Source organism: Paenibacillus nicotianae, from assembly GCF_042681745.1.
Taxonomy (GTDB): domain Bacteria; phylum Bacillota; class Bacilli; order Paenibacillales; family Paenibacillaceae; genus Saccharibacillus; species Saccharibacillus nicotianae.
The window spans coordinates 3,012,393-3,028,009 of record NZ_JBHUGF010000010.1; the positions used below are offsets into that span (position 1 = coordinate 3,012,393).

Below are 15,617 nucleotides of genomic sequence, written 5' to 3' on the forward strand. Positions count from 1 at the left end.
AGTGGTATTTGTGCAATAATCAGACCTGCTGTTGACGTTATTTCGATATGTTTATGTAAGATAACAAAAAAAGGATAAAGTCATAAGACTCTATCCTTTTTGCACTTCTATTTCACTTATGATATACGATAGTTGGGTTAGACTCGTTTGCGACGGAACCATAATACAATTCCTATCGCTATCGCTAGAATGCCTATACTTATCGCTGTATATTTTGCCTGTGCCGCTGTATCGATTGTAGGTGTCATCGGCTCTCCAAATCCACCTGGGCCTCCGCCCATTCCTCCACCAGCTCCATCCGGTGGAGCCATCATTCCGCCATTACCATTATTGCCACCTGTTGGGAAACCTTCAGGTCGTTGACCGCGTTGTCCACCGCCGCCCATTCCTCCACCCATACCGCCATTTCCAGAACCATCGCCTGATGAAGCGATCGTACCATCTAATTGACCTTGTATATTTTCGGTATTGGTCTGATTCCAAGCAATTAACGATGTCACACCTGCTTGATATTCTTCATACGTGTAGAAAGAAGTCGGATCGCTTTTGACATCGGCTGCAATCATATCATTTAACGCATTCACTTTAGCTGTAAAGATATCATTGGCTAAGAAATTAGTGAGTACATTTTGGATCATCGCATGATATTTTTGTTTGTATTCATCCACTGCTAACAATTTGGCAACCAATGGACGCTCTGCTAACGCTCCTGATGTAGGCTCATCAATCATCAAAGATGTAGAGCTCGCTTTGTCTGCTTGGTCGGCAGTTGAAGGTGTATTTTGCCCTTTTTGGGTAGTGGCATTGTCAGTCATATCATCTGTATCATTTGCCACTGGATTGGTATCTGTTGAATTGGTATTGTTACCTCCACGACCTCCGAAGCCACCGCCACCCATGCCGCCCATACCACCGAACGCCATATTGTAATCCCATGGAATCATCGAAAAGACACCGCCATGTTCATACAAATAATAATTCTGCTTGTTGCCTCCAATATAGCTATCTGTATTGTTCGTCACCACATTTAATGTCAAATATTCAAGTACACTATCAACATCCAGATAATCGGTATAAGGCGTGGTGCTATCATGATTTAATTTATCAAGCATATTGATTAATGCTTCTTTGTTCTGGCTTTCTGATTTGACATCAAGGCCAGTATACGAATCCGCATCATCATCAATCCACTGTAGATCACTACCGCTTCCTGTCATAAGACCTTTGTATAAAGTACCTGTTGTGTCTTTATAATGAGTCTCTATAAATTGGTCATCTACTTGCTCTACAGCTAGATATAACCCTTTATATTCGCCATTCACATAAATACGTACAAAGGAATGTTTAGGTGTAGGTAGGCCTAACATTTCAGACATTTCATAAGCTAAAAATTCACGCATATAGGAAGCATCACTGTAGTTATTGTTCAAATTAATCTTGTCTAATCCGTATAGATTCTGTCCGGAAATGTATTCATCAAAACTAAGCTTAAAGCTATAGCGATCCGAATCATCCATCTGCACAACACTGCGTAACGACAGATTACCTTTTGTACGGATACCTACATTTGTGATTGTTTTGCCGTTATAATCAACAGTCCCAGAATGGTATTTTTCATCAGAAGCGTTATCTAACATATCTTGAAAATCCGAATCTGCTATAGTGATCTTCACATCGACCACTTTATTTTCGACAAATACCTGCTGATCTTGTTGACTTTGCTCTGTTACTGTACCTGCTTCTACAGAATGTATCGCTGTTAACGGTACAGTAGCTATGCTCAATACCCCTACCAGTACTACTTTTATAATCCATTTCACTTCATCACCGCCAATAGTTTACAATAGAAAAGACCTCTGCTTCCATCGATAGATAGACCTATGCAAAGGATTTCTATAAGCTGATTTTCGATTCATACAGGATACAATATGTCTTTATATTACGATACGTAATCCCCGTTATAACTAATCAAAACGGCATTTTTCACACCAGCAATTTTGGAGATTTCATTTACAAATGTAGGCTCATTGTTTTTGATACGTACTTCTAAAGTCAATTCAATATTGTCTGCTGTAATTGTTTTTTGTCTAACCGTATGGCGTTTGACCAAGGAGTTCAGTTTGGTGTTTACTTGTTTCTCTGCATCGTCTCCTTGAGCATTGACGACCAGTAGATAAGGCGTTTCAAAAGAAGAACCTTTAATAAATAAGAACATCACCAGACCGACAATAACAGAACCGATAATCGCCAACGTATAAAAACCTGCGCCTGTCACAATTCCTGCCGCCGCTGCCCAGAATAAAAAGATCAAATCAGTCGGGTCTTTGATCGGTGTTCTAAAACGAACAATACTCAATGCACCAACCATACCTAGAGACAGGATCAAGTTCGAGTTAATCGCTATAATCACCATAGAGGTTACGAGCGTCATGCCGATCAACGAGATATTGAAACTTTTGGAATACAACACTCCGCTAAAAACACGTTTGTAAAGGAAGTAGATAAACAGTCCAACAAGAAAAGCAATCCCCATCGTAAGTAAAATATGAGTGATACTGATATCAGACGTGAAACTTTCGAGTACAGAATTTTTGACAATATCTGAAAAGTTAGTTGTAGAATCTGTTGTTGCATTTGCCGCTGCTGCGACTGCTGTAGTTGTTGCCATGTGTTATTGATCCTCCCAGGAGTTTTCTTTACCGAGTTTACGGCAGATAACGTATTTTGAATTAGATTGACGAACAAGCCCTTCTAGCTGTAACGCTGTTTTAATATAATCCGGCAAATATTCATCGAATTTCACTTCAAGCACAAAAAATTTATGATCTATCGCATCGACCATCGCTAAATGAGGGTCAAATATATCGTGATTGTTTAGACCTGTTTTCATATATTTATCAAATGTAATGCGGACATTGCCTAACTTAGAGGTATACGCTTCACGCACATAATCTACAATAACCTGCGGACGCAATAAGACATTGTTAGCCGCATGATAAATCTCATACAGTAATGGTTTGTGAGGTAAATTGAGTACTTCGTAATTGCCTTTTAAGATTTCATCGTACATCTCGCGGGTGATCGATTCTTTCACTTTGGCGATATAATCATTCATTTTTATTTTCTTTTCAAAATGAATAATTTTATCTTCACCATTGTAAATACGAATCCGGTACTTTACTCGATCCCTCACTCCGCCTAATTTCTCATGTAATGCAGTATTGTTGATATCATCGAAATAGAGACTACGAATTAGATATTCGCCTGCTTCATTGGAATTCGCATCTTGCGTCATCAGCGGACGTAGCCGTTGTCGAATCGTAAAATACTGATGGTAATTCACATAATGCTTCAGCTCATGCCGGTATTTCAAATCCAAATTTGGATAATACATCGGTTCATCCCCTTTCTTCTCGATCTGCTGTAGATCGGGTTGGTATTTTACACTCCGTTAACATTTCGTTTACATTGTTGATTATATCGAGGGATTTTGAACTTTATATGAACAGATCTTTAAAAAGAGATAAATTGCTTGGTATGACAAGTAAATAGAATAAAAAAAGCATCTACCTGATCGTAAATAGCAATCTTTCTGCTAAAAGCGATCAAGTAGATGCTTGGGATACATCTATTATTCAGGTAATACTTTACTAAGTTCAGATGTGACTTGTGATTGAACTAGATGACGATAAGTTATCGTACCGTCTTTAAATTTTAGTTTTAAATAGTAAGAAGCATTATTATAGTCAAAAATATTTTCACTAGCGTCAAGCAATGTTCCCATCATTTTTTTATCTTTTGTGACAACTTCTTTATCTGTATTGTATGCATTTGTAAATAAACTTTGCTCGCTTGTTGTATCTTTCTCTGCTTTTGTACGATTATCGCGAACAACAATAATAGCATTTAAGTCTGTGGGTTTCGTAATAATTTGATCCCAGTATCCTTTCTGTTTAAGCCATGTCGCTAAAGGTTTATACGAAGAGTCCCAATCATAAGATTGAGAAGTCTCATAACTAATTAGATTAGATTTAATTGAAAAATAAAGACTACTGTTAGGCAAACTTGCATCTGGATTATCAATTGCCAATTTTTCTTTTTTTATTAATTGAATTAATTCTTTAATATCTTTTTTATCAGAAATTTGAATTTTATGCTCTTCTCGATCACGATTTATAATTTCAATAGGTTTACTTACATGATCTAAAGAGGGAAGATTGTAAACTGCAACCTTATAGGATGGCGATTTTTGGATTTTTGTTAGATAGTATTGATATTCAGGAGCATTAGAAGGTACTTGATAAGAACGTGTTATTAAGCTTCCATCTTTTAGCTTATATCCAATATCTACTGACTTATAATCTGATGTAAATTGTTTCAGTTTATCAACTTTAGGACGTAACTGCTCAATTTGCATATGGAGATTACGAACAAGCTGAATATAATCAGGGTCTGAAGAAAGGACTCCTGGACGTATGACTCTTGGAAACGTTACATATCCTTCATTTTCAAACAAATAATAAGAAAGATTACCACCTTCATAGACTCCAGCAATCTCTTCTGCACTTGGTATCTCAGCTTCATAATGTACATAATTCGAAACTGGAATATACAAAAGCAAAGCGACTACAAGACCATGACCTAAAATACCTTTAACAAATTGCATACGATATATATTCCAGCTTTTATGAATAATCATTTCTGCTACAATATAAGCAACAATAGCTCCCACAATATAAGCAATAGGTGTCCAATCCTTCAGAAACGATACAGATAAAGCGCCTGTAAACAAAGCACCACAAAACATAACTCCCACTCGAAATAACGGATTAAAATATGTGAATGTGACAGCATGAGTTGATTTTTCAGTAGTACGTATTTTATAAAATACATAACTTAATACGATCAATATAATAGCTATCAAAAAATATATCCATGTTTCTAATGTAGTAATTGTTTTAGCAGATGCATTAACAATATGGAAAAGTGGAGACCAATCTTCGTTCAAGTTCTGTTGATTACGCGACGAGTATCCAAATAAATAAATATCTAAATGTTGATTCCACACTTTAGGAATAGCTACAGTGAGCGTTAATAAAATAGCAACAACTATACCCTGTAATATCGTTTGTCCGATACAAATGCCTACAAATACAGTAAGGCTAAATAACAAAAGGCTAAGCACATTTGTAGCTATCGTCCACTCTAAAACTTGCATGGCTGTAAAATCAATATATTCAAACTGTCTACTTAATATTGCTGCTATTATAGCTGTGATCCATAGCGGAATGGTTAATGCTATAACTCCTACTGCAAAATGAGTTGTTAATAAATGAACTCTTTTTAAAGGTATGCTATGAAAAAAATCAACTGAAGCTTTGTTTTGCATATATCTTGTTAGCAATAGACCCATAAGGATGGATATAATAAGCATTGCCATATTTGGCCAACCAGCGCCTATTTGAGCAAAGTAGCTAACCACAAAATGAAAGTTTTGAGTCTCATACGAATCATTAATCATATTTAAAGAGATGAGAATAGATAATAAAAGAACTACCAAATACAATATTCCAAGCCAAACACTTTGCTTTAAAGTATGACTCCATAACCCACGATTAAAGAAGAATCGGTTGAACATCATAACCGGCGTCCCCCATTTCATAAATAAAGATTTCTTCGAGCGTCATTGGTAAAATATCAAATACATAGGGTGTATAGACGCTAAATACTTCTTTGATGCGCTCAATCTCGCCTTTGATAATATAAATACCTACACTACCTCGTTCTTCCTTATACACCACGTCCAGTAGACTGGAGATCGCGTGTTCATGACGCTCATCACGGAAAGCGACTTGTATTTTGTGCGTATCGGCTTTGAGATCGTCCAGTTCTTTTTCTACTAGCAATTTGCCTTTATGCATAATGCCTACATGGTCACACAAGTCTTCGATCTCACGTAAGTTATGCGATGAAATGATGACCGTCATTTCGCGTTCAGCGGTTTCTTGAAAAAGAAGATTTTTGACTTGTCGTCTCATCACAGGATCGAGTCCATCGATCGGTTCATCCAAAATCAATACATCCGGTCTACAGCTCAATGCCAACCACATCGAAGCCTGACGTTGCATCCCTTTGGAAAGACGGTGTAATTTGCGCTTCATATCGATACTTGCAAATGCTGGAGCTAATTGCTCAAAGCGTTCTTGACTCCACTGTGGATAAACAGACCGATAAAAAGAAGCCATTTGCTTAATCGATGTTTGCGGGAAAAAGTAAGGCTGATCTGCTAAAAAAATCATTCGATTTTTGATCTCTGGTTGCTCATATACAGCTTGTCCTTCTAACGTAATCTGCCCTTGATCTGCGCGGTAGATTCCTGCGATTGTTTTGAGCAATGTGGTTTTACCTGCTCCATTGGAACCCAATAAGCCAAAAATCGAGCCTTTATGTACGTGTAATGACAAATCATTTACTGCTTTTTCACCATCAAAGTATTTGGTGAGTCCTTTAACTTCAATCATGATGATGCCCCCCTTTCATGTTCTTGTATCGCTTGTTCATACAATTTCATTAAATCTTCTCTCGTAAATCCTAAATAGATTGCTTCGGCAAACAATTTCAACAATCGCTCGCGCATATCTTGTTGCTGTTCCTGAGTCGGTTGCTGTTGCTGTGGTGAGACAAAGCTTCCTTTACCTGGCTGAGAATAAATATAGCCTTCTCGTTCTAATTCCCGATACGCTTTCTGAATCGTATTCGGATTAATGGTTAATTGAGTAGAAAGTGAACGTACTGAAGGCAACTGTTCTTCCGGCTTCAATATGCCATACATAATCATCTCTTTAATTTTATCCATCAATTGCTCATAGATTGGCTTCCGACTACGTACATCCAATTCAAACATAAAGAGCCTCCTCTCTGTATTAACTGTATTACTATTATTAGTACAGTTAATACAGGTTGTCAATTGTTTTTTATGGTGGATATTGGTAAAAAAATAAAAGAAGCTGTTATTCCTTGAGTTTATCAAAGGAATAACAGCTTCTTTTTATTTTTCAATAGCTTGTATATTTTGCATTATATCGATAATCTACACTCTTTATTGATCTTAGTGTAAATAATGTATCTATTCATCCAAGCGGTATCGTTACATAATCATAAAGACCAAACCATCCTGCTGAGCGAACGCTTTTTCAAAAAGTTCAAACACCGATTCCAGATGAGGAAGCAAGTAACCATCTACTAATTCTTCGTAGGTCTCATCACTTTGCATCGGAAAAGCCAACATAATCATCGCCCGTTCATCCAGTTGCTCAATGTCCATCTCGGGAATGTTTTTCCACTTTTCAAAATCGATTCGCTTCGTTACATTGTCGGTCTGTTTCAATTCAGGAATCTGTTCAGCAATCTCAGCTACCTTGTCCGCTGGTAAATAAAAGGAACCATATTCAGTCGCCTGACTATCCACTTTATATTGCTCTCCTACCGGAACTAACGGAATATCCGGGAACATATCTACAATCAGACTCCACGTTTTATCAATATCCAGTGTTGGCTCTTGAACACGTCCCTCTAAGATGTCTTCCAAATTACCATGTTCTTGATAATACACACCTGTAATACCCATATCTAACATCTCCTTTAACAAGCATTACCCGATTATAGGATTCACGATTGCGAAAATTCATTATAACGTGCAATCTGAGTAGTTAACTCGTCAAATAAAATAAATCGGGCTGCCCGATATACCTCTTTACCTTCCATCAATAACAACAACACCGGTGAAGTAAAAATCATATACTCTCCCGCCAATTCAGGTACATCTTCCATATACACAAATGCGCCTGCAATATGTTCATACCCTTCTAACAATGTGGTTACTTTCGGCTGAACTGCTTCACATACACTACAATTCTGCGTTTTGAGCATAAGTAACGTCAACGGATTATGTTCAACAAATGCCTCTACCTGCTGTTTAGAAAAAAGCTGCTCCATCCCTTTTCCCTCTTTTCTGATAGGTCGATCCACCTTATATTTGCTCCCTTTCGACTCTCCTAGATATCCTTATTCGCTTACCTACATCATTCCAGCCCATCATATCCCCATAATAAGAAAATTAACTAAACACCCAGAACAAATATCAAAAACCAAATCACAACAATACCATAAAACAATCAAACCCGAAAAAAGGCTGCCTTTCTGCTCAACCCCACAGAAAAACAACCTTTACTTCACCCTTTTGAACACATATAAGCTTTATCTTTATCTCTCTAATGATCTCTATTCTCTCTCTATTACTTATATCTATAGCTTAGGTATCTTCTTCTACACCCAACCTACTACCACACTATATCTAATCTTTTAAAATCCTTGTTTTGTAACTCCCCCACCTGAGCGAAGGGAAAGAAATCAATTCGAAAGGAGCGAAGCGTTCGCATTTGTAGAGCCATTTTTACCGCAGAGTGGTTATTCCAAAAATGTCTCTACAACCAGCGACCGACCGAATGATTTCTTTCCCATAGTGGTCTCTCACAAAACCATTTTAAAAATCAAATTTAAAATCATCATCAGTCAAACGCTCAACGTTCATCGCACGTACATATCCGTTTCCTTTTTTAGAGAAAAAGTCATGTTGTTTGGTATGTGTACTAATACCGTTGAATACGATTGGATTGACTTCTTCTTCGGCAAAAACAGGATCAAAGCCCAAGTTCATAAATGCTTTATTTGCATTATAACGAAGGAATACTTTCACATCTTCTGTTAGACCGATTGGATCATAAATCTCTTCCGTATACTTCTCTTCATTTGCATGAAGATACGTAAGTAAACCTTCTAAGATTTGGTAAACGTCTTTTTGCTCGTCTTCTTCAAGATCATTGTAGATTTCTTGTGCAAGTACCCCTACATACACACCGTGAATACTTTCATCACGTAAAATCAAATCAATAATCTCACCGCTACATGTCATTTTACCTTGTCCAGCTAGATAAAGCGGATAGAAGAACCCACTATAGAACAAATAGCTTTCTAGCAACACAGAAGCTGCCATAGCCAGGAATAATTCTTTTGGCGAATTAATATTTAAGTAATACTGACGGATCGTTTCCGCTTTGGTCTGTAGACGAGGATTGTCTTCCACCCATTGAAAAATCTTATCGATCTCTTCTGTAGAAGACAATGTAGTAAAGATACTGCTGTACGACTTCGCATGAATCTGCTCCATCATCGCCATAAAGCCAAGTACCGCTTTACGTTGCATCCCTTCCACATGTTCTAATACTTTCGGCATACCTACGCCACCTTGAATGGTATCAAGCAGGGTAAGTCCTCCAAGCACTTTCATATACGTATCACGTTCAATATCACTCAATTGAATCCATGACATTTTATCATCAGACAAAGGAATTTCATCATCTGTCCAGAATTGCATAATATTTTGATTCCAGAACATCATTGTGAAATCATCATCAGGACGGTTCCAGTTCACAGCTTTGATAGGTCCAGTCATAAATTAAAATTCCTCCTTTTAAACATTGGATACTACTTATTGCACTTTGGTAAAAGAACACAAGTATGTACTCATTTGAATCCAATCGTGCTTAGATTGCCAAGCACATAAAGCATACAAAAAAGCCTAAAAAGGCTTTCTTGTATACTGCGTGACTATGAAGATTTTTTAGAGCAAACCACTGAAAAAAATTACACCGAGCAAGTAATACACTCTTCAACACTAAGCAATTTGGTACGTGTATAGTAAAGTGATTTAAGACCTTTGTGAGCCGCATACAGGTAATAACGAGCCAATTGACGAGTCGTTACATCGCTACCTACATGAAGTACTGTTGAAATTCCTTGATCGACATGATTTTGAATTTCAGCAATCAGATCCAATACTTTAAATTGATTCATTTGGTAAGCAGATTTGTAGTAGAAATAGTTATCCTGTTGCATATATGGCATCGGATAGTACGTCGTAGAGTTCGCATACGTACGAGTCTCAATTTGTTCTACAATCGGCATTACGCTAGATGTTGCATTTTGGATATAGGAAATACTTGCTGTCGGCGCAATTGCCAAACGGTAAGCATGATATAGACCATGTTTCATTACATCAGCTTTCAGGTTTTGCCAGTCTGCTGGTGTTGGGATATACATATCACCGAACAAGTCACTTGCGCGTGTCGTTACCGGACGATAATCGATTTCTAAATAACGATCAAAGTACGTTCCTTTTGCATATTCTGATTTCTCAAAATCAGCAAAAGTGATTTGACGCTCACGTGCAATCTCCATACTTTTCTCTAATGAATAGAAGTTCATCATCATAAAGAAGGTACGAACAAAGTCTCTTGCTTCGTCACTTTCATACGCAATTTTGTTTTTCGCAAGGTAACCATGCAAGTTCATAACGCCAAGACCTACAGAGTGCATTTCACGGTTCGCTTTGGCTACACCCGGTGCATTAGCGATATCTGTCATATCACTAACAGACGTTAAACCCATAATACCTTCATGAACGGATTCACGAATTTTGCCAAGTTCCATCACGTTTACCATATTCAATGAACCCAGGTTACAGCTAATATCGCGACGAATCACATCATCTTGGCCATAGTCTGTAATTTCAGAAGTTTCTTGCAATTGGAAAATTTCAGTACACAGGTTAGACATACGGATAGAACCGATATCTTTTAGTGCATGACCGTTATTCGCATTACTTTTGTTCATAATATACGGATAACCGGATTCTAATTGTACACTTGCGATTTTGGTTAGCATATCACGAGCACTCATGATCGCTTTCTTTTTGATACGATCATCAGCAAGCAATGTATCGTACATTTCATCAATATCTAGATCATCCAGATATTTACCATAAGCTTTGTATACACTGTAAGGAGCGAATACATGCAATAGCTCATTATCTGCTGCTAATTGGTAGAAGCGATTCGGTACAACAAGACCGATCGACAATGTTTTGAGGCGTGTGCGCTCATCTGCATTGATTTTTTTGCTATCCAAGAACTCCATAACGTCCCAGCCGAAAATGTTGTAATACGCTGCGCCAGAACCTTTACGTTGACCCATTTGATCTGCATAGGAGAAAGCATCTTCCATCAGTTTCAAAACAGGCATAATTCCTTTGGCTGCACCTTCAACACCTTTGATCGGTTCACCGCGTCCACGAAGTTTGGACAAGTTAACCGCTACACCGCCACCAATTTTGGATAATTGCATACAAGTGTTCAGCACATGGTTGATCGAGTTCAAGGAATCATCCATTTCTAATAAGAAACAAGATACCATTTCACCACGACGGCTTTTACCTGCATTCAAAAATGTTGGTGTTGCTGGTTGTAGACGTTGTTCCATCATAGATTTGGCAAGAGTTTTGGCATTATCCGCATCCCCGCGTCCCAAATGAAGCGCCACGACTGCGACACGATCCGCATAATGTTCCAAGTATTGACTACGATCATTTGTTTTTACTGCATAATCCGTATAGAACTTGGAAGCCGCCATATAAGATGGAAATTGGAAATCATAACTGTGTGTAATCGCATATACTTCTTCTACATCTTGAGAAGTATAATTTTTGTACATATCTTCATAATAATCATTATCGATCATATAACGTACTTTGGTTGTGGTGTCCGGGAAGTTGATACTTTTACGAGCTACCTCTTCCATATATTCTACAACTGCTTCTTTATCTTTATCCAAACGGAAAAATCCACTCTCATCCCGTTGCATCAGTAAGTTGTTCAATTCAATATGCCGCAATTTTATCTACCTCCTGTTGAAATCGTTGTGCGTCTCCTGTTGTACCTGCTAATTCAAACTTGTACACGACCGGTACATTATAACGTTCTGAGATTAGATCAGCACTACGAGCGAATTTGTCACCCCAATTGCGATTGCCACTTGCTGCAACTCCGATCAGGCGATTGTGATTTCTCTCCAAAAAATGAACTACCTTATCAGGAATCTGACCAAATCCAGTTGTGTACGTAACCAGTACAAAAGGTTCATTCAACGTCAGCGCCTCATCAATCTGTACAGCTTGTACAGCAGGTAATTTTAATTTGTTGATAAATCGTTTTACATTGCCTGTTTTGGAATCATAAGCAATTAACATGGTTGTGACATCTCCTTCTCGGTTCAATATGTAGTACTCTTCATCCGTTTCATCACTATATAAATACAGATAACAATGCTCTAATATAACAATCATGTGATCTGCTTCAATATCTATAAGTAGCTATAACCTATATATTACCTGCTCAAACATCATAACCGCAATATATAGAAGACTTTATCAAAGATATACGCTATATATAGTGTTGTCAATAGGAACGGAAGGTCTACATTCCGGTCAAAACATGCCTTAAAAAAGGTCTATCCAACCAAAAATCAAGTAAAATAGGCACTTATTTGAACACGTATTTTACATACATCGCGATAATCATTTATAAAAAAATAATTTTCTTGACATACTAGATATAGTACATTTCATTTTTCTTTTTGCCGAACATTTCCAGATTATGCAGTGAACATAAATTCACTCTAAAATGAACATAAATTCCGGTCTATTTAGACGCTCAAGTATAAAACTTTAGCTGTTATTGAACAAAAAAGCAAATAAAAATTTCTTTAATTTAAGAAATCTCAGCATAGAAATACACAGGAGAATTGCACATCCTTTTTGTATTGTATTTTTTACCATATATTGAAATAATTAAAAGCGAACGTGGAATCGCATACAATTTGAAGAGGAGGATATGTGTATGAAGAAATTAGGTCACTTCTTGCTTTTATCTATGCTTGTTCTTGTCAGCAGTCTTTTTCCACCATCATCATCTTCGGTATTCGCAGCAGATTACAGTCAAGGGGTAACTACATCTGGAACTACAGCAACGATCTGGTTCTCTTCCAATGTAAATACATCCTGGGTCGATGTGCATTACTCTATCAACTCGGGGAATTTACAAAATCTACGGATGACTTACGACAATACCACCAAACGTTATGTGCAAAATGTCGCTGGTGTCTCATCCGGTCAGGTGATCCAATATTCATTTACGTACAATAATGGAACAGCCGCTTATGACACATCTACTTTTAGCTATACGGTCACAACAGGTTCTAACCCACCTACCAATCCTGGAACAGGAGCTAATTCGATCTACAGTGTTCCAGCGTCCTCTATTCCGAATGCTACAGGTAGTGGAGCATTATCTTTCAAATTATTAAATGGTACCAAAGGTGCTTATGCAGACAATCAGATTTATTGGGGGATTCTGGGGATTAATCCTGCCACCAAGCAATGGAGCTATCTTGATAACAACGGTCAATTGAAACCTATCTCTACTGCTCTTAATAATGCAACAGGTCATTTAACTAAGAACGGAGTGAATTACGCTAACATTTATAGTACGATCAGTCAGATCAATTGGGTGAGTATGCCCAAAATCGATTCTGGTCGGATGTTTATCTGTGTAGGCTCTCCATGTTATATCAAAACATATGATGATGGGTTCGCAGGGCCTGATATTAATAACACTGCTGATCCGAACCGTAATATCTATTTCGACTTTGTAGAATTTACAGTAGATGGTACAGGATATCATGGAAATACTACGCGTGTAGATGGTTTTGGATTTCCGTTGCAACACCGTCTTGTCAATCGTGCAGGTAATTATGATCAGACCGTAGGCGAATTGGAATCCGAGACACGCGCAGGTCTATTTAGTAAATATCGGAGTGAAGTTCCGGCTGCCTTCCAATCTCTTGCCGATGTACAAGCTCCCTATCGTATCGTAGCTCCGATTCATGGTTCTTTTGCAGCTAATGGTACAAATGCTAATTACTTTGCCGGATACAGCAATTACAGCACGCAGGAGATCTTATTATGTAATGGTAGACTTGCAGAGGATTCCGGTACATGTTCAGCGATCAATCGACATGTATACGATAATAAAGCGAACTGGAATAACCCTGCTCAATATTATCAAGCTGCCCCTGCTAATTACTATGCAAAATTCTGGCATGATCATAGTATCAATCGCTTAGCGTATGGATTCGCTTATGATGATTACAATCAACAAGCTTCGTATCTAGAAGTTGGTGACCCGAAAGGATTAATTATTCGAGTTGGTTGGTAAACGCATCTGCTATCTTTTTATATAAAAAGCCTGCTTCTACCATCAATGTTATTGTGACGGTGTAGAAGCAGGCTTTTTTTCAGTAATTTGCTTATAAAATATCAGACAAGTGATGCTATGCTATATATTACAAAAATGTATTCTTTAATTTAGGTAGTTGTTCAAGCAGATTGATCCATGTTGGCGCACATTGATAATATACGTAGATGTGCCTAATGTTTTTTCGATCAATGCTGTATATTCACTAACTAATGGTTTTGGCAAAATCGTCAAAATAACACCTGCAAATCCGCCACCATGTACACGACAAGCACCTGCGTGATGTTGTTTTAAGAAAATTTCAGTGATCGCCAGAGCAATCGAGATACTTTGCTCGCGTGTATGAGAATCTTGATATACGTTCTGAAGCCATTTCCATGATGAATTACCAGAACCGGTTATCAACTCTAAAAAATGATCCCATTCGTTGGATTGTAACGCTTTGACCTGCTCATCTACACGATCATTTTCTTCTAAGAAATGAAGCGCACGTAATATTGCACGATCGCCTGTCTGTTCGCGCAGGCTGGCTAGATTGCTATATACTTCCTCCAACGTAATCTGACGACACACTTCATGACCTAGCGCTTCCGCAACCGCCTTCATTTCTTCCGGTACAGCAGCGTAATCAGCAGTTAGATCGGCGTGATTGCCTCCTGTATTTACGATAACCATCTCATATCCCTGTGCATTGAAATCATAAGGTACATGCTGAATCGCAGGTTCTTTTGGATTGATAAAATCGATTGCGATCAATCCGCCATGTGCACAAGCCATTTGATCCAATAATCCAGATGGTTTGTTCCAGAATTTATTTTCAGCATATTGTCCAATTCGAGCCATGTTTACGATATCAACCTGACTGTTATTATAGAACGTATTTAAGATGCTGGTGATTAACATTTCAAAAGAAGCCGAAGAACTAAGTCCTGAAGCGGCTAATACGTTGGTCGATACATACGCATTGAATCCACCTACCTGTAATCCCCATTGAGCAAACCCGGCAACGATTCCTCGAATAAGCGCTAGTGTACCGCCTTCGCCTGCTACAGGCTCTAATTCAGAGGTATGGATTTTGTATACTTCGCTATATCCTTCAGACACAATCGTAATATAAGGTTCATCTACAGGTACAGCAGCACTGATCGTATCTAGATTGATACTCGTTGCTAACACTTTACCGTAGTTATGATCTGTATGATTACCACCAATTTCACTTCTACCTGGAGAGCTGAATAGTTGAATATTGCCATCTCCAAATTGTTGATGATAGTTATGCATAAGTTGTTGATAACGCTCAAGCTGATACTCTACTTGTTCTTGTCCGTACATTTCTACAAGTAATTGGTTCATCTTCTCCGTATTGTATTGTTCCAAGTTTTCTGTAACCGTTCTCAATTGCATGCTAAA

13 protein-coding genes are annotated in these 15,617 nt (G+C 37.9%); 1 reads left to right on the top strand and 12 read right to left on the bottom strand.

The genetic code is table 11. The annotated features are described in order from the left end of the window. Positions 1–137 precede the first annotated feature (137 nt). From ACFSGI_RS17395 to nrdI, 11 genes are all read right to left on the bottom strand, one after another. Complete coding sequence (locus ACFSGI_RS17395; protein WP_379283791.1) at positions 138–1,820, bottom strand: CotH kinase family protein; 1,683 nt, start codon at positions 1,818–1,820, stop codon at positions 138–140. 119 nt (positions 1,821–1,939) lie between these two features. Beyond that, a complete protein-coding gene (locus ACFSGI_RS17400; protein ID WP_204825446.1) occupies positions 1,940–2,668 on the bottom strand; it encodes a DUF4956 domain-containing protein in 729 nt (242 codons plus the stop codon). Between the two features lie 3 nt (positions 2,669–2,671). Beyond that, positions 2,672–3,394 (bottom strand): polyphosphate polymerase domain-containing protein, encoded by a 723-nt coding sequence (locus ACFSGI_RS17405; protein WP_204825447.1) that lies wholly within the window; start codon positions 3,392–3,394, stop codon positions 2,672–2,674. A gap of 237 nt (positions 3,395–3,631) precedes the next feature. Further along, positions 3,632–5,641 carry a hypothetical protein gene (locus ACFSGI_RS17410; RefSeq protein WP_204825448.1) on the bottom strand — a complete coding sequence of 670 codons (2,010 nt, stop codon included), beginning with the start codon at positions 5,639–5,641 and terminating at the stop codon, positions 3,632–3,634. Continuing rightward, the gene (locus tag ACFSGI_RS17415) at positions 5,616–6,521 is read right to left on the bottom strand and encodes an ABC transporter ATP-binding protein (RefSeq protein WP_204825449.1); all 906 of its coding nucleotides are present in this window, start codon (positions 6,519–6,521) and stop codon (positions 5,616–5,618) included. The genes ACFSGI_RS17410 and ACFSGI_RS17415 overlap by 26 nt, the downstream gene beginning before the upstream one ends. Beyond that, a complete protein-coding gene (locus ACFSGI_RS17420) occupies positions 6,518–6,904 on the bottom strand; it encodes a GntR family transcriptional regulator (RefSeq protein ID WP_204825450.1) in 387 nt (128 codons plus the stop codon). The genes ACFSGI_RS17415 and ACFSGI_RS17420 overlap by 4 nt, the downstream gene beginning before the upstream one ends. A gap of 243 nt (positions 6,905–7,147) precedes the next feature. After that, complete coding sequence (locus ACFSGI_RS17425) at positions 7,148–7,627, bottom strand: hypothetical protein (RefSeq protein WP_204825451.1); 480 nt, start codon at positions 7,625–7,627, stop codon at positions 7,148–7,150. Between the two features lie 41 nt (positions 7,628–7,668). Then, entirely contained in the window at positions 7,669–7,995 is a 327-nt protein-coding gene (locus tag ACFSGI_RS17430; RefSeq protein ID WP_204825452.1) for a thioredoxin family protein, read from the bottom strand. A 547-nt stretch (positions 7,996–8,542) separates the two neighbouring features. After that, positions 8,543–9,511, bottom strand: coding sequence for a class 1b ribonucleoside-diphosphate reductase subunit beta (gene nrdF / locus ACFSGI_RS17435; RefSeq protein WP_204825453.1), 969 nt, complete (start codon positions 9,509–9,511; stop codon positions 8,543–8,545). Between the two features lie 191 nt (positions 9,512–9,702). Continuing rightward, the gene (gene nrdE, locus ACFSGI_RS17440; protein ID WP_204825454.1) at positions 9,703–11,787 is read right to left on the bottom strand and encodes a class 1b ribonucleoside-diphosphate reductase subunit alpha; all 2,085 of its coding nucleotides are present in this window, start codon (positions 11,785–11,787) and stop codon (positions 9,703–9,705) included. After that, positions 11,774–12,142, bottom strand: a complete 369-nt coding sequence (gene nrdI, locus ACFSGI_RS17445; protein ID WP_069326739.1) for a class Ib ribonucleoside-diphosphate reductase assembly flavoprotein NrdI — start codon at positions 12,140–12,142, stop codon at positions 11,774–11,776. Before nrdI ends, nrdE begins: the two co-directional genes overlap by 14 nt. 649 nt (positions 12,143–12,791) lie before the next feature. On the opposite strand from nrdI, the gene ACFSGI_RS17450 reads away from it, so the two are divergent. Beyond that, a complete protein-coding gene (locus ACFSGI_RS17450) occupies positions 12,792–14,168 on the top strand; it encodes a glycoside hydrolase family 64 protein (RefSeq protein ID WP_379283796.1) in 1,377 nt (458 codons plus the stop codon). A gap of 144 nt (positions 14,169–14,312) precedes the next feature. Here the strand turns inward: ACFSGI_RS17450 and ACFSGI_RS17455 are convergent, their stop codons facing one another. Next, positions 14,313–15,611 carry a galactokinase gene (locus ACFSGI_RS17455; protein WP_204825456.1) on the bottom strand — a complete coding sequence of 433 codons (1,299 nt, stop codon included), beginning with the start codon at positions 15,609–15,611 and terminating at the stop codon, positions 14,313–14,315. Positions 15,612–15,617 lie beyond the last annotated feature (6 nt).

Excerpts from the sequence above, each read along its gene's own strand:
- ACFSGI_RS17400 (WP_204825446.1), bottom strand. The coding sequence starts at position 2,668 with ATGGCAACAACTACAGCAGTCGCAGCAGCGGCAAATGCAACAACAGAT.
- ACFSGI_RS17405 (WP_204825447.1), bottom strand. The coding sequence starts at position 3,394 with ATGTATTATCCAAATTTGGATTTGAAATACCGGCATGAGCTGAAGCAT.
- ACFSGI_RS17410 (WP_204825448.1), bottom strand. The coding sequence starts at position 5,641 with ATGATGTTCAACCGATTCTTCTTTAATCGTGGGTTATGGAGTCATACT.
- ACFSGI_RS17415 (WP_204825449.1), bottom strand. The coding sequence starts at position 6,521 with ATGATTGAAGTTAAAGGACTCACCAAATACTTTGATGGTGAAAAAGCA.
- ACFSGI_RS17420 (WP_204825450.1), bottom strand. The coding sequence starts at position 6,904 with ATGTTTGAATTGGATGTACGTAGTCGGAAGCCAATCTATGAGCAATTG.
- ACFSGI_RS17425 (WP_204825451.1), bottom strand. The coding sequence starts at position 7,627 with ATGGGTATTACAGGTGTGTATTATCAAGAACATGGTAATTTGGAAGAC.
- ACFSGI_RS17430 (WP_204825452.1), bottom strand. The coding sequence starts at position 7,995 with ATGGAGCAGCTTTTTTCTAAACAGCAGGTAGAGGCATTTGTTGAACAT.
- nrdF (WP_204825453.1), bottom strand. The coding sequence starts at position 9,511 with ATGACTGGACCTATCAAAGCTGTGAACTGGAACCGTCCTGATGATGAT.
- nrdI (WP_069326739.1), bottom strand. The coding sequence starts at position 12,142 with ATGTTAATTGCTTATGATTCCAAAACAGGCAATGTAAAACGATTTATC.
- ACFSGI_RS17450 (WP_379283796.1), top strand. The coding sequence starts at position 12,792 with ATGAAGAAATTAGGTCACTTCTTGCTTTTATCTATGCTTGTTCTTGTC.
- ACFSGI_RS17455 (WP_204825456.1), bottom strand. The coding sequence starts at position 15,611 with ATGCAATTGAGAACGGTTACAGAAAACTTGGAACAATACAATACGGAG.